This window comes from Bacillus sp. 179-C3.3 HS (assembly GCF_047229225.1).
Lineage (GTDB): Bacteria > Bacillota > Bacilli > Bacillales > Bacillaceae > Bacillus.
Genome location: NZ_JBFEFT010000002.1, coordinates 226862 through 245485, shown reverse-complemented (window position 1 = coordinate 245485; position 18624 = coordinate 226862). Strand labels below are relative to the sequence as shown.

At 42.4% G+C, this 18624-nt stretch carries 21 protein-coding genes, 1 riboswitch and 1 other annotated feature; of the genes, 19 read left to right on the top strand and 2 right to left on the bottom strand.

The features are described from left to right. Positions 1–86 precede the first annotated feature (86 nt). The 14 genes from AB1K80_RS02960 to AB1K80_RS02895 all read left to right on the top strand — a co-directional run bounded on the left by AB1K80_RS02960 (position 87) and on the right by AB1K80_RS02895 (position 12520). Complete coding sequence (locus AB1K80_RS02960; RefSeq protein WP_412855126.1) at positions 87–911, top strand: M55 family metallopeptidase; 825 nt, start codon at positions 87–89, stop codon at positions 909–911. A gap of 18 nt (positions 912–929) precedes the next feature. Then, entirely contained in the window at positions 930–1865 is a 936-nt protein-coding gene (locus AB1K80_RS02955; RefSeq protein ID WP_412855125.1) for an ABC transporter permease, read from the top strand. After that, positions 1862–2824: an ABC transporter permease gene (locus tag AB1K80_RS02950; protein WP_412855124.1), complete on the top strand. Its 963-nt coding sequence runs from the start codon at positions 1862–1864 to the stop codon at positions 2822–2824. The genes AB1K80_RS02955 and AB1K80_RS02950 overlap by 4 nt, the downstream gene beginning before the upstream one ends. A 7-nt stretch (positions 2825–2831) precedes the next feature. Then, complete coding sequence (locus AB1K80_RS02945) at positions 2832–3842, top strand: ABC transporter ATP-binding protein (RefSeq protein WP_412855123.1); 1011 nt, start codon at positions 2832–2834, stop codon at positions 3840–3842. Then, positions 3842–5464: a peptide ABC transporter substrate-binding protein gene (locus AB1K80_RS02940; RefSeq protein WP_412855122.1), complete on the top strand. Its 1623-nt coding sequence runs from the start codon at positions 3842–3844 to the stop codon at positions 5462–5464. Before AB1K80_RS02945 ends, AB1K80_RS02940 begins: the two co-directional genes overlap by 1 nt. Before the next feature lie 108 nt (positions 5465–5572). After that, entirely contained in the window at positions 5573–6514 is a 942-nt protein-coding gene (locus tag AB1K80_RS02935) for a S66 peptidase family protein (protein ID WP_412855121.1), read from the top strand. Continuing rightward, a complete protein-coding gene (locus AB1K80_RS02930) occupies positions 6511–7587 on the top strand; it encodes a mandelate racemase/muconate lactonizing enzyme family protein (RefSeq protein WP_412855120.1) in 1077 nt (358 codons plus the stop codon). Before AB1K80_RS02935 ends, AB1K80_RS02930 begins: the two co-directional genes overlap by 4 nt. Before the next feature lie 2 nt (positions 7588–7589). Further along, the gene (locus AB1K80_RS02925; RefSeq protein ID WP_412855152.1) at positions 7590–8492 is read left to right on the top strand and encodes an NlpC/P60 family protein; all 903 of its coding nucleotides are present in this window, start codon (positions 7590–7592) and stop codon (positions 8490–8492) included. Positions 8493–8495: 3 nt separating this feature from the next. Beyond that, the gene (locus AB1K80_RS02920; protein WP_412855119.1) at positions 8496–9467 is read left to right on the top strand and encodes an ABC transporter ATP-binding protein; all 972 of its coding nucleotides are present in this window, start codon (positions 8496–8498) and stop codon (positions 9465–9467) included. Between the two features lie 177 nt (positions 9468–9644). Next, positions 9645–10166, top strand: coding sequence for an acyl-CoA thioesterase (locus tag AB1K80_RS02915; protein WP_008346212.1), 522 nt, complete (start codon positions 9645–9647; stop codon positions 10164–10166). A gap of 114 nt (positions 10167–10280) precedes the next feature. After that, positions 10281–10607: a PadR family transcriptional regulator gene (locus tag AB1K80_RS02910; RefSeq protein ID WP_412855118.1), complete on the top strand. Its 327-nt coding sequence runs from the start codon at positions 10281–10283 to the stop codon at positions 10605–10607. A gap of 4 nt (positions 10608–10611) precedes the next feature. Then, a complete protein-coding gene (locus tag AB1K80_RS02905) occupies positions 10612–11364 on the top strand; it encodes an HAAS domain-containing protein (RefSeq protein ID WP_412855117.1) in 753 nt (250 codons plus the stop codon). 105 nt (positions 11365–11469) lie between these two features. After that, complete coding sequence (locus tag AB1K80_RS02900; RefSeq protein ID WP_412855116.1) at positions 11470–11958, top strand: small multi-drug export protein; 489 nt, start codon at positions 11470–11472, stop codon at positions 11956–11958. 19 nt (positions 11959–11977) lie between these two features. After that, complete coding sequence (locus tag AB1K80_RS02895) at positions 11978–12520, top strand: GNAT family N-acetyltransferase (protein WP_412855115.1); 543 nt, start codon at positions 11978–11980, stop codon at positions 12518–12520. Here the strand turns inward: AB1K80_RS02895 and AB1K80_RS02890 are convergent. Then, a complete protein-coding gene (locus tag AB1K80_RS02890) occupies positions 12515–13576 on the bottom strand; it encodes a bifunctional transcriptional activator/DNA repair enzyme AdaA (protein ID WP_412855114.1) in 1062 nt (353 codons plus the stop codon). The genes AB1K80_RS02895 and AB1K80_RS02890 overlap by 6 nt on opposite strands. Positions 13577–13770: 194 nt before the next feature. Next, a riboswitch (guanidine-I (ykkC/yxkD leader) is annotated at positions 13771–13878 on the top strand. 67 nt (positions 13879–13945) lie between these two features. On the opposite strand from AB1K80_RS02890, the gene AB1K80_RS02885 reads away from it, so the two are divergent. Together AB1K80_RS02885 and AB1K80_RS02880 are read left to right on the top strand one after the other, a co-directional pair. Beyond that, a complete protein-coding gene (locus AB1K80_RS02885) occupies positions 13946–14275 on the top strand; it encodes a DMT family transporter (RefSeq protein WP_412855113.1) in 330 nt (109 codons plus the stop codon). After that, complete coding sequence (locus AB1K80_RS02880; protein WP_412855112.1) at positions 14272–14586, top strand: DMT family transporter; 315 nt, start codon at positions 14272–14274, stop codon at positions 14584–14586. Before AB1K80_RS02885 ends, AB1K80_RS02880 begins: the two co-directional genes overlap by 4 nt. Positions 14587–14621: 35 nt before the next feature. Here AB1K80_RS02880 and AB1K80_RS02875 read toward each other — a convergent pair whose 3' ends face one another. Beyond that, positions 14622–14807: a hypothetical protein gene (locus tag AB1K80_RS02875; protein ID WP_412855111.1), complete on the bottom strand. Its 186-nt coding sequence runs from the start codon at positions 14805–14807 to the stop codon at positions 14622–14624. Between the two features lie 156 nt (positions 14808–14963). On the opposite strand from AB1K80_RS02875, the gene purU reads away from it, so the two are divergent. From purU to AB1K80_RS02860, 3 genes are all read left to right on the top strand, one after another. Continuing rightward, the gene (purU, locus tag AB1K80_RS02870; RefSeq protein ID WP_412855110.1) at positions 14964–15866 is read left to right on the top strand and encodes a formyltetrahydrofolate deformylase; all 903 of its coding nucleotides are present in this window, start codon (positions 14964–14966) and stop codon (positions 15864–15866) included. A gap of 43 nt (positions 15867–15909) precedes the next feature. After that, positions 15910–16124: a binding site (T-box leader), on the top strand. Between the two features lie 56 nt (positions 16125–16180). Continuing rightward, positions 16181–17293 (top strand): glutamate 5-kinase, encoded by a 1113-nt coding sequence (gene proB / locus AB1K80_RS02865; protein WP_412855109.1) that lies wholly within the window; start codon positions 16181–16183, stop codon positions 17291–17293. Continuing rightward, positions 17290–18537 (top strand): glutamate-5-semialdehyde dehydrogenase, encoded by a 1248-nt coding sequence (locus AB1K80_RS02860; RefSeq protein WP_412855108.1) that lies wholly within the window; start codon positions 17290–17292, stop codon positions 18535–18537. The genes proB and AB1K80_RS02860 overlap by 4 nt, the downstream gene beginning before the upstream one ends. Positions 18538–18624 lie beyond the last annotated feature (87 nt).

Here is an 18624-nt window from a genome sequence, read left to right as displayed (position 1 = left end):
AAAAAAGAACTAAGTTCTCATATAATTTTTTAGAAAATTTAGAAAAATATACACGAATTTTAAGTTAAATTAAAGGGGGGATGGGAATGAATCTCTATGTGTCTGTAGATATGGAGGGGATTACTGGTCTAGCTGATCATACATTCGTCGATGCCCGTCAGCACAATTACGAGCGGGGGAGAAAGATCATGACAGCAGAAGTAAATGCTTGTGTGGTGGCATTGCTTCAAAATGGGGCAACCAATATTTTGGTCAATGACAGTCACTCTAAAATGAATAATGTGCTGATTGAGGAATTGCATGAAGAAGCGACGCTGATCTCAGGTGATGTAAAACCTTATTCGATGGTGCAGGGACTAGACGAAACGATTGATGCAGCTGTTTTTTTAGGATACCATGCGAGGGCATCAATGAAAGGGGTCATGTCACACAGTATGATTTTTGGTGTCAGACAGTTTTACATAAATGATCATCCAATCGGCGAGATGGGCTTTAATGCATATGTCGCTGGATATTTCGGTGTCCCAGTCATTCTTGTCTGTGGAGACGATCAAGCGGCACTTGAAGCAGAACAACTGATGCCTGGCGTTAAAACAGTGGCAGTGAAAGAAACCATTTCTAGATCTGCTGTAAAATGTCTACCGCCTGCAAAAGTAAACAAACGAATTTCACAACAAGTGAAAGCAGCAATGAACGAACTTCATCAAATGAAACCTCTCACGCCTCCAGAGCAGCCACTATTAAAAATTGAATTTGCCAATTATGGACAAGCCGAATGGGCCAATTTAATGCCAGGTACTTCCATGATAGAAGGCACAACAACGGTGACATATCAAGCAGATAATATACTAGAAGCCTATCAAGCAATGCTTGTCATGACAGAGCTTGCCGCACGTACAACATTTTGTTAAGTGAGGGGGAGACAGTAGATGACTAGTTTTCTGATCAGGCGTTTCATTGCGATGATTGCCACCATTTTAACGATCACGACATTAACATTTATTTTAATGAAAGTCATTCCTGGATCACCCTTCAATGAAGAACGGAATACAAATGAAACCGTCCAACAAAACCTCGAAAGCTACTATCACTTAGACGAACCACTTTATATTCAATATGCCATCTATTTAAAATCCATCGTTACATTTGATTTTGGTCCTTCCATTAAAAAACCTTCAGAAAGTGTCAATGACTTATTAGCAAGAGGATTCCCAGTTTCGCTAGAACTAGGACTTATTTCAATTTTGATTGCAGTTATCTCTGGCATCCTGCTAGGGATCATGGCAGCCCTCAGGCATAATGGGTTCGTTGATTATCTCGCAATGACCATTGCCGTTTTCGGTATATCCATTCCAAACTTTATCTTTGCTACTTTATTAATTCAACAGCTTGCCGTGAATGCAAAACTTTTTCCACCTGCAATGTGGACAAGTCCGATGCACATGGTTCTGCCTACCATTGCACTAGCAGTTGGTCCGATGGCTATCATTGCTCGTTTAACAAGATCGAGTATGCTTGAGGTGCTCACACAGGACTATATACGTACGGCGAAAGCAAAAGGGTTATCACCATTTCAGATTGTGTTTAAACATGCCCTTCGCAATGCCCTTTTACCTGTCATCACCATTCTTGGAACGCTTGTCGCCAGTATTTTAACAGGAAGTTTTGTCATTGAAAAAATATTTGCGATCCCAGGGATGGGAAAGTACTTTGTCGAGAGTATCAACAATCGGGACTACCCGGTAATTATGGGGACGACCGTGTTCTACAGTTTGATCTTAATTACCCTTCTTTTCATCGTAGATGTGGCATATCGGCTACTTGACCCAAGAATACAACTGCATCAGAAAGGAGGAAAGGCATGAGTATCCATCTCCAGCAAGACGGGCCAAATTCGGCTTCAGACGTGCCTGATGAATGGTTTTCTCCTAGAGAGCAAAAGAAGGTCAATGTTCATGCGATGAAAAGGCCGTCTCTTTCATATTGGGGAGATACATGGAGGCGATTGAAGCAAAATAAGCTAGCGATGTTGAGTCTATCGGTGCTCCTATTTCTGTTCATTATGGCGATATTAGGCCCAATGCTCGCGCCAAATAGTGTGACAGAACAGCGTCTTTCAATGCAAAACTTGCCGCCTTCGTCTGCTCACTGGTTTGGAACAGATGAGCTTGGGCGAGATGTGTTTACACGTACGTGGTATGGCGCACGTATTTCTTTATTTGTTGGGGTGATGGCAGCACTGATTGATTTTGCGATCGGTGTCATTTATGGCGGAATTGCTGGCTATAAGGGGGGACGCTTTGACCATGTGATGATGCGAATTGTTGAAGTGCTTTATGGTCTTCCATATTTACTAGTCGTGATTTTATTGATGGTGCTTATGGGGCCAGGTCTTCTGACAATTATAGTGGCGCTGACAGTGACAGGGTGGATCGGTATGGCGAGAATCGTCAGAGGTCAAGTTCTTCAATTGAAAAGTCAAGAGTATGTCCTTGCCTCGAAAACGTTTGGCGCAAAAAGCCTTCGTATCATTCGCAGGAATCTACTCCCGAATACGATGGGACCAATTATTGTCCAAATGACTTTGACTGTACCAACAGCGATTTTTGCAGAAGCGTTTTTAAGTTTTCTAGGGTTAGGTATTCAAGCACCGTTTGCGAGCTGGGGTGTGATGGCAAATGATGCGCTGCCGACGATTTTGTCAGACAACGGACATTGGTGGCGTTTATTCTTTCCTGCCTTTTTTATTTCACTGACAATGTTTTGCTTTAACAATTTAGGTGACGGCTTGCAGGATGCCCTTGATCCAAAGATGAAGAGGTGAGCTCACTTTGAAAAAAGTCCTTCAAATCATCGATTTACATGTAAGTTTTCAGACCTATGGCGGCTCTGTGCAGGCTGTACGAGGTGTGAATCTAGATGTATATGAAAATGAAACATTAGTCATTGTTGGCGAATCAGGATGCGGGAAAAGTGTGACATCACAAAGTATTATGCGCCTTTTACCGGCATATAGCGCCAATGTAGAGAAGGGAGAGATATGGTTTCATGACAGAAATTTGCTTACATTATCAGAAAAACAGATGAGAGCCATCCGTGGTGTCGAGATCTCGATGATCTTCCAAGATCCGATGACGGCACTAAACCCAACCTTAACCATAGGGGATCAGCTGATGGAGGCAGCAAAAGGACATCAGAAGCGAACGAAAAAAGAAATAAAAGAAGCGGCTGTACAGATGCTTGATTTGGTAGGTATTCCCGAGCCTAAGGAGCGACTCAAGCAATATCCACATCAATTTAGTGGTGGCATGAGACAAAGGTTGATGATTGCCATGGCGCTTATTTGTGAGCCGCAAGTGCTGATCGCGGATGAACCGACCACTGCGTTAGATGTCACCATTCAAGCGCAAATTTTGGAACAAATTCAAGCGATTCAGCAAAAAACGGGAATCTCTATCATATTCATTACACATGACCTAGGGGTCGTCGCACAAGTGGCTGATCGAGTAGCTGTGATGTATGGAGGGAAAATCGTTGAATTAGGCACAAGACGAGATATTTTCTACCACCCGCAGCACCCGTATACGAAAGGATTGTTACGCTCAGTCCCTAGACTTGATTTGAAAGGTGATCTGATTCCAATTGAAGGTAGCCCGCCTGATTTATTCGCACCACCGAAGGGTTGTCCTTATACAGAACGTTGCCCGGATGCCATGAAAGTATGTGATCATATCATGCCGCATGAAACACACCGTTCATCTACACATTCAGTATGTTGCTGGCTTCAAGATGAACGAGCGAAACAAACGATTGTATCGTTAGCACAAAGGGGGAGTATGTGATGAGGAAAAAAGGTTGGATCATGAGTGTGTTCTTGCTTTCGATGCTGCTGCTTTTTGGATGTACGGCAAATGAACAGGCTGGCAAAGGATCGCCAAATCAGAAGAAAAAAGAAAAGATCTTAACATTAAATAATGAAAACGAGCCGACATCATTTGATCCACCGATTGGATTTAATAATGTATCGTGGCAAGGTCTCAATAATTTAATGGAGGGTTTAACAAGACTCGATGACAAGCATGAACCATCTCCTGCAATGGCGGAAAAATGGGAGATATCAGATGATGGGAAAACCTACACATTTTATTTAAGAGATGGAATGAAGTGGTCGAATGGCGATCCTGTCAAAGCGAGTGACTTCGAATTTGCTTGGAAGCGATTGCTTGATCCAAAAACAGGCTCTTCAGCCGCGTTCTTGGCATATGTCATTGAAGGCGGCGAGTCATTTAACAGCGGAAAAGGAAAAAAAGACGATGTGAACGTACGTGCTGTGAATGATCAAACGCTACAGGTCCAACTAGCATTCCCGCAAAAGTCCTTCTTACATCTCACCGCCAATCCTGCGTTTTTCCCTGTGAACGAGCAGGTGGTTGAGAAAGACCCAAACTGGGCGAAGAATGCCAAGACTTTTGTCGGAAATGGTCCATTTCAGCTAACAGAATGGAAGCATGATGAGAGCTTTACAATGGAAAAAAGTGAGACGTATTGGGATAAAAAATCCGTCAAGCTTGATCAAGTGAAATGGTTGATGATCAGTGATCGCAACACCGATTATCAAATGTTTCAATCAGGAGAATTAGATACAGCTTTTGTGCCGGCAGAACAAAGTGAAGACCTTCTAAAAAGAAAAGATGTACAGATTGAAGATCAGGCAGGTGTGTTCTTTTATCGCTTGAATGTCAATATGGAACCTTTCCAAAATAAACACATTCGACAAGCTTTTCAAATGGCGATCAACCCGAAAGATATCGTTGATTATGTAACGAAAAATGAAGAAAAACCCGCTCGAGCCTTCGTGTCACCAGGTATACAAGATGCGAATGGAGACGACTTTAGAGAAGCGGGAGGAGATCATATCACCTATGATGCGAATGAAGCGGTGAAGCTTTTAGAAAAAGGATTAAAAGAAGAGAACTACTCTCGGATGCCACCTGTGACATTAACATACAGCACGAAGCCTGAAAATAAAAAGAAAGCTGAAGCAATCCAGCAACAGTTAAAAGAAGCGCTAGGTGTTGATGTGAAGCTTGCGAACATGGAAGCCAATGTATTTGCCGAAGAGCAAAAGGCACTTAAATTCCAATTCTCACAAAGTTCATTTTTAGCAGACTATGCAGATCCGATCAATTTCCTAGAAAGCTTCCAAACAGGTAATGCAATGAACCGGACAGGATGGTCGAATCAAACATATGATCAATTGATCAAAAAGGCGAGCCAAGAAGCTGATGATCAAAAGAGAAACAGTCTTCTACATGATGCTGAGGCGCTGCTTATCGAGGAAGCACCGATGATTCCTATTCACTTCTATAACCAAGTCCACCTCCAAAAAGAGGAAGTAAAAGGCATCGTTCGCCACCCAGTCGGTTATATTGAATTGAAATGGGCACAAGTAGATGGAGAGTAAATGAGATGAACGGACGCTTTGAAGAAGGCGTCTGTTCATTTATTCCATCATGTGATGGAGAAGATGCCCATAGATTGGTAGAAACAATGCAGAAAGAAGGGATATCGCATGAATCAGCGACCAGCGGCACTTCGAGTAGGGGATACGGTGGGTATTATTGCACCAGCAAGTCCCCCTGATGAGATGAAGTTAGCAAAAGGCATTGAATTTCTCGAAAGCCTTGGACTCCATGTGAAAAAAGGACAGTATATCGATCGTCGGTATGGTTACTTAGCAGGTCGTGATCATGAACGAGTTGAAGAGATCCATCGTATGTTTAGAGATCGAGAGGTGAAAGCGATTATTTGCGCTTGTGGTGGATATGGGACGGCCAGATTAGCGGAAGCCATTGATTATGACTTGATTCGTCAGAACCCGAAAATTTTTTGGGGGTACAGTGATATTACATTTTTACATATGGCGATTCATCAGACAACAGGGTTGGTCACGTTTCACGGTCCAATGCTTTCATCTGATGTCGGACATAAGGAGGTTCATCCATTGACGAAGGATACCTTTTTACAGTTGTTTTCTCCAACAACCTTTACGTATGGACATCACCTGTCACCACTTCATACTTATTATCCTGGCACCGTCTCGGCGGAAATCACAGGAGGGAATCTTGCCCTCATTGTGACAACACTAGGTACACCGTTTGAGATCGATACGAAAGGGAAACTGTTATTCATTGAAGATATTGACGAAGAACCGTATAAAATTGACCGCATGATGCAGCATCTTAAGTCCGCTGGCAAGCTGGACGATGCGGCTGGTTTCATCATCGGAGACTTTCATCAATGTGAGCCAAAAACCGAAGCGCCTTCTTTGACGCTAGAGGAGCTTTGGGAGACTTACATTGTCCCGCAAAAAAAACCGGCACTTGGAGGATTTCGAATTGGTCACTCCTCACCTAACTTCGCCATCCCCATTGGCGCTACATCCGTACTAGATGCAACTAAAAAAACACTGTGCGTATCTCCGGGTGTTAGCCAGAAAGAGGCGATCAAATGAAGATTGTTGATGTGCAAACGCGTAGAACAAGCGTACCGTTAAAAAAACCGTTTAAAACCGCTTTAAGAACGGTATATGATGCGACATCTCTCATTGTCATCATCACCTATGATCAAGGTGAAAAAAGCTATGGGGAAGCTGTTCCAACTATGGTGATTACAGGAGAAACAATAGAAAGCATCGACTATGCTATTTGTGAAGTCATCAAGCCGCTGTTAATTGGTGCCACGTTGTCGCAAGTTGAACAGATATTTTCAGCCATGAACCGGAACCTAATAGGCAACACGAGTGCAAAAGCAGCAATTGATATGGCCATCTATGATGGATTAGCGAAGCAGGCAAAGCTACCACTTTATCAATATCTAGGTGGTTACCGTATGAAGCTTGAAACGGACTTTACCGTCAGTGTGAATCGGCCACTAGAGATGGCAGAGGATGCGAAGCAATATGTATCAGAAGGCTTCCGTACTTTAAAGGTCAAAGTAGGAAAGGATAACATTGATACCGATATTCAGCGCGTGAAGCGAATTCGAGAAAAGGTTGGTCCAAACATCCAAATTAGACTTGATGCCAACCAAGGATGGACATGGAAGGAAGCAATCGTGGCGATCCGAAAAATGGAAGAGTTGAATATCGAATTCGTCGAGCAGCCTGTGCCTAAAGAAGACATTGAAGGTATGCGCCGAGTAACTGAAGCAACCGACACATTGATCATGGCGGATGAGAGTGTCTTTAGCTTCCGTGATGCCATCAAGGTACTTGAAGCCAGAAGTTGTGATCTGATGAATATTAAGCTGATGAAATCAGGTGGAATAAAAGAGGCACTTAAAATAAATGCCTTAGCAGAAGCATGCGGCGTTCAATGCATGGTGGGCAGTATGATTGAAACAAAACTAGGCATAACCGCCGCTGCTCACTTGGCTGCCAGTCAACCGAATATGACTCGATACGACTTCGATGCACCACTGATGCTGGCAGATGATGTGATTGATGGTGGGATTGTGTATGAAGGAAATGACATTTTTCTCCCGTCACAGCATGGGCTAGGCATTAAAGGGGTGAAAGACGTCTGATGATGACATATGAATCAAAGGTTCCCGTTGCGAATGTATGGACAACGCCACAAGCACCTAGAGAAATTGACAAGGAGATCCTTCGTGAGCGCATTCAGATGAGCGAGTGGATCAATCAACAAACAGATGAAGAGAAATTGGCATTATGTGAAGAAAACCTTATCCAAACTCAAGTGCTACTAGGCGAACAGGTCATTGGTTTAGAGGAGACAGATGGATGGATCAAAGTCGTCATTCCTCAGCAGCCAAGTCGGAAAGATCCGCAGGGATACCCAGGCTATATGCCTACGCAGCAATTAAAGCAAGTCACAGAGCGTCAAGAGCAGGCACAATCCTTCATGGTTTGTCAGAAACAAGCTGTTTTATATCAAAAAGGTATCGCAGATATGACGATTGGTTTTTTAACGTCACTTACACCTATCGAAGAAACAAAACGTCACTTTCATGTGCACACACCAGTAGGGCGAAGAGAAATCAAGAAAGAGGATGTACGACCAGTTCCAGCCGGTTCATTAACTGGCATGGATGTCGTCGAAATGGGAAAACAATTTATTGGACTCCCGTATTTATGGGGAGGCATGAGCAGTTTTGGATATGATTGTTCGGGATTTGCCTACAGCATGTATAAGGCGTGCGGGTACCTCTTGCCGAGAGACGCAAGCGATCAAGCGGTTTGTGGATCACCTGTTTCCTCAAGCCATATAAAGCCTGGTGATTTGATGTTCTTTTCGAATCACAACGGGGAGGGAGCGGTTCGTCATGTTGGAATTTATGCCGGAAATGGCCACATGCTTCACTCTCCTAAAACCGGGAGATCAATCGAACTCATCCCCCTTTCTGGCAGCTCGTATGAAAAAGAGTGGGCGGGAGCACGCAGCTATTTGCCAAATGAAAGGAGGGGGTGACATATGGCGCATGAGCCGCTGTTACAAGTCCGTAACTTAAAAAAACATTTTGACTTATCGAAAGGAAAGACGTTAAAAGCACTTGACGGTGTCTCTTTTGAGCTGAAACAAGGAGAAACCTTTGGGCTCGTTGGTGAATCTGGTTGCGGCAAATCCACACTGGGGAAAGTGTTGATGCGGCTGTATGATCCAACAGAGGGAGAGGCTGTATATGAGGGAAGAAATTTGCATGGACTGTCTAGGAGAGAAGCGTTTGAATTCAATAGACGTATTCAAATGGTGTTTCAGGATCCATATTCCTCATTAAATCCTAGGCTGACAATAAAAGAGATAATGCTAGAACCAATGGACATTCATCAATTGTACGGCAGTCAACAGAAACGGATCGAGCGAGTACAAGAACTGCTTGAAGTAGTTGGCCTCAGCTATGATTTTGCAAGTCGTTATCCCCACGAGTTCAGCGGGGGGCAAAGGCAAAGAATCGGAATTGCAAGAGCCCTTGCCTTAGCGCCAAAGTTTATTGTGGCAGATGAGCCGATCTCAGCCCTTGACGTATCTGTGCAAGCACAAGTCGTGAACTTACTGAAAAAGCTACAAAAAGAGGAAGGGCTGACGTTTCTCTTTATCGCACATGATTTGTCTATGGTGAAATATATTAGCGATAGAATTGGTGTGATGTATTTAGGACATTTAGTAGAAATGACAAGTAGTGAAGCATTATATGAGACGCCGCTGCATCCCTACACACAAGCTCTCCTTTCTGCTATCCCCATTCCTGACCCTGACATAGAAGACCGGCGTAAGAGATTCATCTTACGAGGAGACATACCGAGCCCCGTCAATCCGCCGAGTGGCTGCGTATTTCGGACAAGGTGTCCTGCGGCGATGGATGTTTGTATGACAAGTAAACCAACACTGCAAGAAGCCGAAAAGGGTCATGAAGTGGCCTGTCATTTGTACAACAGAAAATCATAAAAATTCATGAGTCTGCGTGGACAAGCCAATGAGTAGAAACGATTCTATTCGTTGGCTTGTTTGGGATGTAGACATCACTCATGAAGGCGAAAGCAAAAAGTTTAGACAAACCTAAAAGAATAGTGTTTAATAAAATACATCCTGCATCAAAGAAAACAGCACGAAGGAGCTATAACGATGAGTGAAGAAAATTTCAAGTATTGTAAAGAATCAAAAGTCGTGAAAACAAGCAGGGTTTTCCCTCTCGATACGAATAACCATCAAACATTATTTGGTGGCAAATTAATGAGTTATATAGATGACATTGCGTCCATTTCCGCTGCTAGACATAGCCGAAGTGAGACGGTAACGGCATCAATGGACTCAGTTGACTTTTTAGAGCCGATTGGGCAAAAAGAGTCCGTATGCTTAGAGTCCTATGTCACATGGGTCGGCACATCATCTATGGAGGTTTTCGTCAAAGTCATAAAAGAAAACTTGATGTCTGGAGAACGTAGACTAGCAGCGACTTCGTTTCTGACATTTGTATCGCTTGATGAAAATGGCAAGCCGAAAAGAGTTCCGCAGGTTATGCCAGAAACAGAAGAAGAGATTATGCTACATCAAACAGCGAAGCAGCGAGCAGAGGAAAGAAAAAGCCGCCGAAAGCATAGTAAAGCATTGGCTGACGCACTTGGAACAGATAAACCATGGGCGTAAAAATCACCCTTTATGTGGTGATTTTTTTCTGTCACACTACCTTGCACTGCAAGATAGTGTGTGGTAAGCTGAGACTGTCTTGTATAACAAGAGACTGAAGTTGGAGGATCGATCATGACACCATCAACACAAATGCTAAAAGGGATTTTAGAAGGCTGTTTACTCTCTATTATTTCTGAGGGCGACATTTACGGATATGAAATGACGAAAAAGCTCGCGCATTATGGATTTGATCAAATTAGTGAGGGAAGTATTTATCCCATCCTTTTACGAATGCAAAAAGAAGAGCTGGTAAGCACTGTCACAAAAGCATCAACAAGCGGACCGAAAAGAAAATACTATTCGCTCACTCAAGCGGGAGAACAAGCACTAACGGATTTTATTGCACGCTGGAATGAGCTGTCAGAAAATGTAGAACGTTTATTACATAAAGGGAAGTGAGAAGATGGTAACAAAAGAAACAAGACACATCTTACTAGAACTAAAACTCTACCTCATATCCTTGGGGAAAAATGAAGAAGAAATTGACGACCTAATGGATGAATTAACGACACACGCTGTGGAAGCTGAGAAAGATGGCAAAAAAGGTGAGGAAGTGTTTGGTGGTAATCCAAGAGCCTTTGCTGATGAACTGGCAAAAGAGCTCTCGAGACATTACAAAGACTGGGTTCCGTTTGTCAGTGCCTTTTTAATTGGATCACTCTTTTTCATGATTTTATCAGACGCAATCAGTCAAAGCTTGTCATATTCATGGTACGCACTCATTGGATATCCGCTCATTTTAGTGGCCAATATCATCATGATCGTTGTCATGTTTAGAGCGTCTGCTTTTCAGACAGGGCGGCGTGCATTTTTCTATTTTTGGATTTTAGGTGTCTTCGAAATGACCGTAATGATTACGGTGAAACTGCTGGATCAACAACTGGGTACACCTATTCTGACACTCCCCCCAAGTCAAAGATGGAATGCTATTATTCTCATGTTGCTTTGTATCGTCATATTTAATGCCATTTTAAAGGTGAATATCATGTCGCTCATCCCACTCGTCTTTTTCGGACCACAGTTACTATTCGAATGGATTGGTTGGACGTCACCAAGTGTGCTTTTGATCCTAAATTTACTATCTATTGTGATCATCCTATTGGTCACGAACATTGTTTTGCGACAAACAGATAAGAAGAATGAAAAGATCCTGTAAGTACATCTTTTAAGATGTGCTTTTCTTTTTTCTAAAAAGTGTGGAAATAGCTTCTTGTTTTTCTTTACAATGGGAGGTAGACAAAAATGAAATGAGGTCGTGTTATTGGATACTTTGTGGGGATATGTACTTGTTTTTATTTTAGCTGCTTTACCTTTATTTGAAGTGGTTGGCATCGTTCCGCTGGCGATCCTTAGTGGTTTGCATCCTGTCACAACTGCCATCATTGGATTTATTGGAAACTTCATCACGGTTTTGCTTCTCATTGTGTTCGTTGACAAGTTTAAGGAATGGCGAATGAAAAGAAAAGGGGAAACGAGTAATGAAAAAGGGGAGAAAAAGCAACAAAGGGCCAGAAGAATTTGGGAGCGTTATGGTCTTCCAGGTCTAGCACTTGTCGGGCCTTTCATCATAGGGAGTCATTTATCTGCGCTCATGTGTATGAGTTTCGGCACGAAGCGAAAACAAGTAGCGATGTGGATGACCATCAGTTTAATGATGTGGACAGCTTTAGCGGCTGGATTGACCGGTGCAGGCTTTCAATATTTTGCTCCAGACTCAAATGGATTGTTCGGAGATATCTTTCGCGATTAGAGAGTAGGGAGGTCCAAGGATGAAAAAACAGACACGGACCGTGTTTGAAACAGAGAGACTTACACTCAGAACGATGAATGATAATGATGCCCCTTTTCTATACGACATGTTTCAAGATAAAGAAGTGATGAAGTACTATCCTTCGTTAAAAGATAAACAGCAGACAAGAGAGTGGATCAAATGGAATGAAAAGAATGATCGAATGTATCATACATCCCTTTGGATCATTGAAAACAAAGAAACGAAGGAACCACTCGGTCAAAGTGGGATCGTCCTGCAAAATATTGAAGGACAGATCGAGCTTGAAATTGGCTACATGCTAAAGAGGTCAGTCTGGGGAAATGGATATGCCACTGAGGCTGCAAAGGGCTGCCTTTCCTATGGCTTTAATGAGTTGAAAGTGAGACGAATGGTGAGTTTGATTCGACCTGAAAATGAAGCATCCATTCAGGTCGCAATCAAAATAGGAATGAAGAAAGAAAAAACCATTACAAAATGGGATCAAACGATTGATGTCTATAGCATGACCTTAGGAGGAAACAGCGGCCTGCATGACTCATAAGCAGGGCCGCTGTTTTTCATCACACTGTTCCAACTGAAGTAAATATTTCTTTCGTTCTATTCCGCCTGCGTACCCGCCAAGCCCGCCATTTGTTTGAATGACCCGATGACAAGGAATCACAATTGCGATTTGATTGGCTCCATTTGCGTTGCCAACCGCTCTCACTAAATGCTGATCGCCAAGTATGGTGGCGAGGTCTCTGTACGATCTTGTTTCGCCTGCTGGAATATTCACGAGAAGGTCCCATACTTTCCGTTGAAAAGGGGTACCATGTAAGGAAAGAGGGACGGTAAACGTCGTGAGCTTCTTTTCAAAATACAAGTGTAACTCCTCAACTAATCTTTGATACACCTCGGTTTCCCCAAACAAGATACGGACATTCTGTTTGTTTCTCATGTTCTCAATTTCTTTTTCTAAGCCTCTTCGATCGAGAAATTCTAACAAATACAAGTGAGTCTCATCTGACATGCTGATCATTCGTCCAATCGGTGTCGTGATAAAATGTGCATAGAGGATCTTCACGTCTGTTTTTTTGGGCGGATTGCCCATCAATTTCGTAAATGCATCATTAAAAGCACTGGAAGATTCATAACCAAAGGCCACTTGTTGTTCAATCACTTTTTTTCCACGACGAATTTCTTTAAAGGCAAGTCCCATTCGCCGTGATCTTGCATATTGCACAAAAGTCATTCCATAAATGTCTTTGAATCTTCTTCTCGCCGTGGCAGAATGTATGCCCAATTGACGAAAATCTGCTTCTTTCCAGCGCTTCTCTGGTTGCTTTTCAACGGCAGCGACGAGTGTTTTGACTTCTTCAGGGATGCTGTTCGGATATGTTAATGGTGTGCACCGCTTGCATGGACGATACCCAGCAAGCAACGCCTCTTCTGCTGTGTAAAAGAACTCGCAGTTCTCAAATTTTGGTTTTCTCGCTGTGCATGTGGCGTGACAAAAGATGCCTGTCGTTTTAATGCCAGCGAAAAATGTACCGTCATATTGTGGGTTCTTTTGAACAAGTGCTTGATAAAATTCATGTTTTTTCTCTTCGGTCATCATCGAATGATCCGCCCCTTACTTTACAAATCAATGAAATGTTTTTTAGACAGAAATGACAATACCTCTTTAGTATACGACGACGCAAAAAAATGTCTTTCGAAAAATGAACAAGTATTTTTGAAAGGAAGGACGGTAGACCATTGTCCGAGGGTGTGATACAATTTTGATAAATAATCTGCTTTTTAGCAGTTCAAGCGAAAGTTTTCTAGGGTTCCGTACGGAAACGTAGTCTGGACCGAGAGAAAACACATAGGGTCTGTCAGCAGACCGTATGGACACGGAGGGATAAAAGCCCGGGAGATTTGATCAAACGATCGATTTCCGTGCTTTTTTTTGTTGCCTGGAATCGGTGAGAAAGGAAGAGATAAAATGAAATGGGGATATGTATTCATTGCGGCCATTTTTGAAGTCTGCTGGGTGATGGGCTTAAAGTACGCCAGCACTTTGGGAGAATGGAGCGCAACCATCGTTTGTATTATCATCAGCTTTACCTTACTTCTGAAAGCAACCAATGTACTGCCAGTTGGTTCACTTTATGCTGTTTTCACAGGACTTGGAACAGCCGGTACGGTCATCTTAGGCATGATACTTGGTGAGCCAGTTCATGTAGGGAAATTACTGCTGATTATGATGCTGCTATGTGGTGTGTTAGGACTGAAGCTTACCACAGGTGATACGAAAGGAGAGACTGAATCATGAGCTGGATTTTACTCGTTGGAGCAGGAATCTTTGAAATGTTATGCGTGACGATGATGAATCAATTTCAGAAAGAGCGTCATTTCAAATGGATTCTCTTCATAGCAGTTGGATTTACGATTTCCTTCTCGATGCTGTCTCTTGCGATGAATACGATTCCGATGGGAACAGCATATGCTGTTTGGACCGGTATCGGAGCGGTTGGAGGAGCAATTGTCGGAATGCTGTTTTACGGAGAATCGAAAGATGCAAAACGCATTTTCTTTATCGCGTTGATTTTATCAGCGGCAGTCGGTTTAAAATTAATTGGTTGAAAAAGGCTGGCATTCGAATGCCAGCCCTTTTTGTTTTACACCGAGTGGTCGTTGGAATCACTCTCATTTTTACGATAAAGAAAACTCATCAGCACGAAACAGACACCAAGCGTGAGCAAAGGAATGAGTCTTTCTCCTGTTATAAACAGATAGATGCCGATGATGAGACAGACAATGCCGAGACAAAAGTTCACTTTACCAAATAAGGTCATACTTTTCATTCAACATCACTCCTTTTTTGATAAAAGGTTACCCGCATTATAGCATGTGATGTAGATTTGAATGAATATTCAATAAAATTTGTTCCCTCAATTGCTTTTTCTCTTTTGTCAGTATAAGATTTCATTAGAATGAAAACGTAAAAGAGGTCATCATACATGAGAACATTGATTACAGAAAAACTTGAATTACATAAACAAAAACATCAGCAAAAAGGAAAATTGCTAGTGAGCTGTCCAGATCAGCCTGGGATTGTCTCTGCCGTGTCTACCTTTTTATTTGAAAACGGAGCAAACATCATTGAATCAAGTCAATACACAACAGATCATGAAGTGGGTCGATTCTTTTTAAGAATAGAATTTGACTTGAAAGACATCTCGACAAATATAGACCAGTTGAAGAGTAGCTTCGAGCCAATTGCTGACTCATTTCAAATGACATGGAGTATCTCACGCGCGAGTGAACTTAAAAAGATGGCAATCTTTGTGTCAAAGGAACTGCACTGTTTACATGAACTTTTATGGGAATGGCAAAGTGGAAATCTAATGGCTGAAATAGCCGTCGTGATAAGCAATCACGAAACAGCGAAAGATACAGTAGAGTCGCTTGGGATTCCCTTCCATTATGTAAAGGCGAATAAAGATATTCGCAAAGAAGCGGAAAAACAGCAGCTGGCGTTACTAGAACAATATGAGATTGATGTGATTGTGCTTGCTCGATATATGCAGATTTTAACACCTGATTTCATCCAGCAGCATCCAAATAAAATCATCAATATTCATCATTCTTTTCTCCCAGCGTTTATCGGGGCGAACCCATATAAGCGGGCATATGAGCGTGGGGTCAAATTAATCGGTGCAACGTCTCATTATGTCACAAATGATTTAGACGAAGGGCCAATCATTGAACAGGATATTGACCGAGTTGATCATCGAGATGATGCAGAAGCCTTGAAGAACATTGGTCGTTCAATTGAAAGAAGTGTGTTGGCACGCGCAGTCAAATGGCATCTAGAAGATCGAATTATTGTGCATGAGAATAAAACCATCGTGTTTAATTGACCGCTTGACTTTTCTGTAGCAATTGGTCATAATATAAAAAAATTAACGAGCGTTGAAAAGGAATAGTAAGCAGGGACTGCTGTGTAAAGAGAGCGAATGAAATGCTGAAACATTTGCCACAGACAGCTGCTGAACCTACCTTTGAGCCTTAGAGGAAAAATCTAAGCGCATGCCTGGCGTTACAGGAGTTGAGTGGAATAAGCAATCATGCTTATTCAATGAAGGTGGTACCACGGAAAATCCCTTTTCGTCCTTTAAATTAGGAGGAAAAGGGATTTTTTTTATTGGGAAAGGTATAGCGGAGGGAATGTACGATGAAAAAGCAGAGAATTGTCATTAAAATTGGTAGCAGTTCATTAACAGAACAAAAGGGAGCGATTGATGAACAAAAAATGTGGGACCATGTCAAAGCCATCGCGAAGCTTAAAGAGGCTGGACATGAGATCATTTTAATTTCATCAGGAGCAGTTGCGGCAGGGTTTGGGCGTCTAGGATACCCTTCAAGACCTGTTACGTTAAAAGGAAAACAAGCCGCCGCCGCCGTTGGACAAGGCTTGCTCATGCAGAAATATACAGAGTTATTTTCTCAGTTTGACATGACGCCTGCACAAATGCTCCTCACTCGTAATGACTTTTCAGATCGAACCAGATATCGAAATGCGTATGCCACGATGATGGAACTGCTAGAAAGAAGAATATTACCAATTATTAACGAAAATGATTCTGTCTCTATTGAGGAACTCACATTTGGTGATAATGATATGCTGTCAGCTCTCGTTAGTGGATTAATCCATGCAGACCAACTGATCATTCTAACAGACATTAATGGGATCTATGATGCAAACCCTAATGAACATCCTGAAGCGAAGAGGTTTGACATCCTCACACATATTACGGATGAACTGTTCTCATATGCGAAGTCTACAGGCTCAAAGGTCGGTACAGGCGGAATGAAATCAAAGCTATCAGCTGCACAAACGGCACTATCTCTTGGAGTCAAAGTATTCATTGGAACAGGATCGGGAGAAGACAAGTTGCTTCAAATTCTTGCTGGTCATGGTGATGGGACTTACATTGGTGAACAGGACTTATCGGCGGTAACGAATCGTCGTCAATGGATTCAATTTCACTCACCAGTCTCCGGGAAAATTATGATTGACGGAGGAGCAGAAGCAGCCATTTCTCATAATGGAAGCAGCCTGCTGCCTGCTGGTGTCATTGATGTAGCCGGTGATTTTTCTAAAGGAGAGGTCGTCGAGGTCATTGGTCCAAACGGTTTAGTCGGGAAGGGACAAACGCTGTATGCAGCAGATGAGCTCCTGGCGGTAAAAGGGATGAGAAGTGATGAGCTTGATATAGAGAAACCAGAGGTCATTCACCGGGATCACTGGGTTCAACATGTGAAAATTGAGGAGGGTAACCGATGAATGAAGTTCTTGAAAAAGCGAAAAAAGCGAGTATAGCCAAAGAACAGCTACTATTAAAAACAACGGAACAAAAGAATGAAGCCCTAAAAGCGATTGCCAAAGCCTTAAAAGCGTCAACAGCTTTTCTCATCGAAGAGAATCGCAAGGATGTCCTAGCAGCAGAGGAAAAACAGTTCACCTCATCCGTCATTGACCGAATTACATTGACGGAAGAACGAATTGAAGCCATCGCAGATGCAACACTCCAACTTGTACAATTAAAGGACCCAATTGGTGAAACGCTAGAAACAATCCAAAAAGAAAATGGTCTCCTCATCGAAAAGGTACGTGTGCCTCTTGGGACTGTTGGAATGATTTATGAAGCAAGGCCGAATGTGACAGTCGATGCAGCGACACTTTGTTTGAAAACTGGAAATGCAGTGATTTTACGAGGAAGTTCTTCTGCTATCCATAGCAATAAAGCCATTGTCAAAGTGATCCATGAAGCGCTAAAAGAAACGGATATCCCTGTAGACAGTGTGCAATTGATTGAAGACACAGGAAGAGAAACCGCCAAAACGTTATTCACTTTAAATGACTATTTAGATGTACTCATCCCACGCGGAGGAAAAAATTTAATCGATCTTGTTGTAAGAGAGTCTACCGTGCCAGTGCTTGAAACGGGTGCTGGGAATTGTCACATCTTTATAGATGAAACAGCCCAAAAAGACATGGCTGAACAAATCGTATTGAATGCCAAAACACAAAGACCGTCTGTGTGTAATGCAATTGAGAGCATCATCATTCATAAAAATTGGGCAAGGACACACGGCGCTTCATTGTGTCAAACACTACATGCAAATGGTGTAGAAATACGTGGAGACGAGGATGTTTGTCAGCTTGATGAACATGTTACGCTAGCGACACAAGCTGATTTCGAAACAGAATTTTTAGCCCCAATTGTTAGTATCAAAATGGTGCAAAGTATAGAAGAAGCCATTCAGCATATTCAAACATACGGATCCAAACATTCTGAGGCGATTATTACTGAAAACGATCAACACGCTTCATTATTCTTAACGGCAGTCGACGCTGCAGCTGTGTATCATAACGCCTCCACTCGATTTACAGATGGCTTTGAATTTGGTTATGGTGCTGAAATTGGCATTAGTACACAAAAGCTTCATGCAAGAGGACCAATGGGTTTACCAGCTTTAACTTCTGAAAAGTTTGTGATTCGCGGACATGGTCAAGTAAGAGAATAAATCACGATAAAGAGAGTCCTATCGAAGAGGGCTCTCTTTTCCTTTTGTATTTTTTATGTTAAGTATGATAAAATATGGTAATGTTTT

Coding starts and splice junctions, on each gene's coding strand:
- AB1K80_RS02950 (WP_412855124.1), top strand. CDS start 1,862: ATGAGTATCCATCTCCAGCAAGACGGGCCAAATTCGGCTTCAGACGTG.
- AB1K80_RS02890 (WP_412855114.1), bottom strand. CDS start 13,576: ATGATGACCGAAGAGAAAAAACATGAATTTTATCAAGCACTTGTTCAA.
- AB1K80_RS02885 (WP_412855113.1), top strand. CDS start 13,946: ATGAAATGGGGATATGTATTCATTGCGGCCATTTTTGAAGTCTGCTGG.
- AB1K80_RS02930 (WP_412855120.1), top strand. CDS start 6,511: ATGAAGATTGTTGATGTGCAAACGCGTAGAACAAGCGTACCGTTAAAA.
- AB1K80_RS02940 (WP_412855122.1), top strand. CDS start 3,842: ATGAGGAAAAAAGGTTGGATCATGAGTGTGTTCTTGCTTTCGATGCTG.
- AB1K80_RS02955 (WP_412855125.1), top strand. CDS start 930: ATGACTAGTTTTCTGATCAGGCGTTTCATTGCGATGATTGCCACCATT.
- AB1K80_RS02905 (WP_412855117.1), top strand. CDS start 10,612: ATGGTAACAAAAGAAACAAGACACATCTTACTAGAACTAAAACTCTAC.
- purU (WP_412855110.1), top strand. CDS start 14,964: ATGAGAACATTGATTACAGAAAAACTTGAATTACATAAACAAAAACAT.
- AB1K80_RS02935 (WP_412855121.1), top strand. CDS start 5,573: ATGAATCAGCGACCAGCGGCACTTCGAGTAGGGGATACGGTGGGTATT.
- AB1K80_RS02860 (WP_412855108.1), top strand. CDS start 17,290: ATGAATGAAGTTCTTGAAAAAGCGAAAAAAGCGAGTATAGCCAAAGAA.
- AB1K80_RS02920 (WP_412855119.1), top strand. CDS start 8,496: ATGGCGCATGAGCCGCTGTTACAAGTCCGTAACTTAAAAAAACATTTT.
- AB1K80_RS02875 (WP_412855111.1), bottom strand. CDS start 14,807: ATGAAAAGTATGACCTTATTTGGTAAAGTGAACTTTTGTCTCGGCATT.
- AB1K80_RS02880 (WP_412855112.1), top strand. CDS start 14,272: ATGAGCTGGATTTTACTCGTTGGAGCAGGAATCTTTGAAATGTTATGC.
- proB (WP_412855109.1), top strand. CDS start 16,181: ATGAAAAAGCAGAGAATTGTCATTAAAATTGGTAGCAGTTCATTAACA.
- AB1K80_RS02960 (WP_412855126.1), top strand. CDS start 87: ATGAATCTCTATGTGTCTGTAGATATGGAGGGGATTACTGGTCTAGCT.
- AB1K80_RS02925 (WP_412855152.1), top strand. CDS start 7,590: ATGACATATGAATCAAAGGTTCCCGTTGCGAATGTATGGACAACGCCA.
- AB1K80_RS02895 (WP_412855115.1), top strand. CDS start 11,978: ATGAAAAAACAGACACGGACCGTGTTTGAAACAGAGAGACTTACACTC.
- AB1K80_RS02910 (WP_412855118.1), top strand. CDS start 10,281: ATGACACCATCAACACAAATGCTAAAAGGGATTTTAGAAGGCTGTTTA.
- AB1K80_RS02915 (WP_008346212.1), top strand. CDS start 9,645: ATGAGTGAAGAAAATTTCAAGTATTGTAAAGAATCAAAAGTCGTGAAA.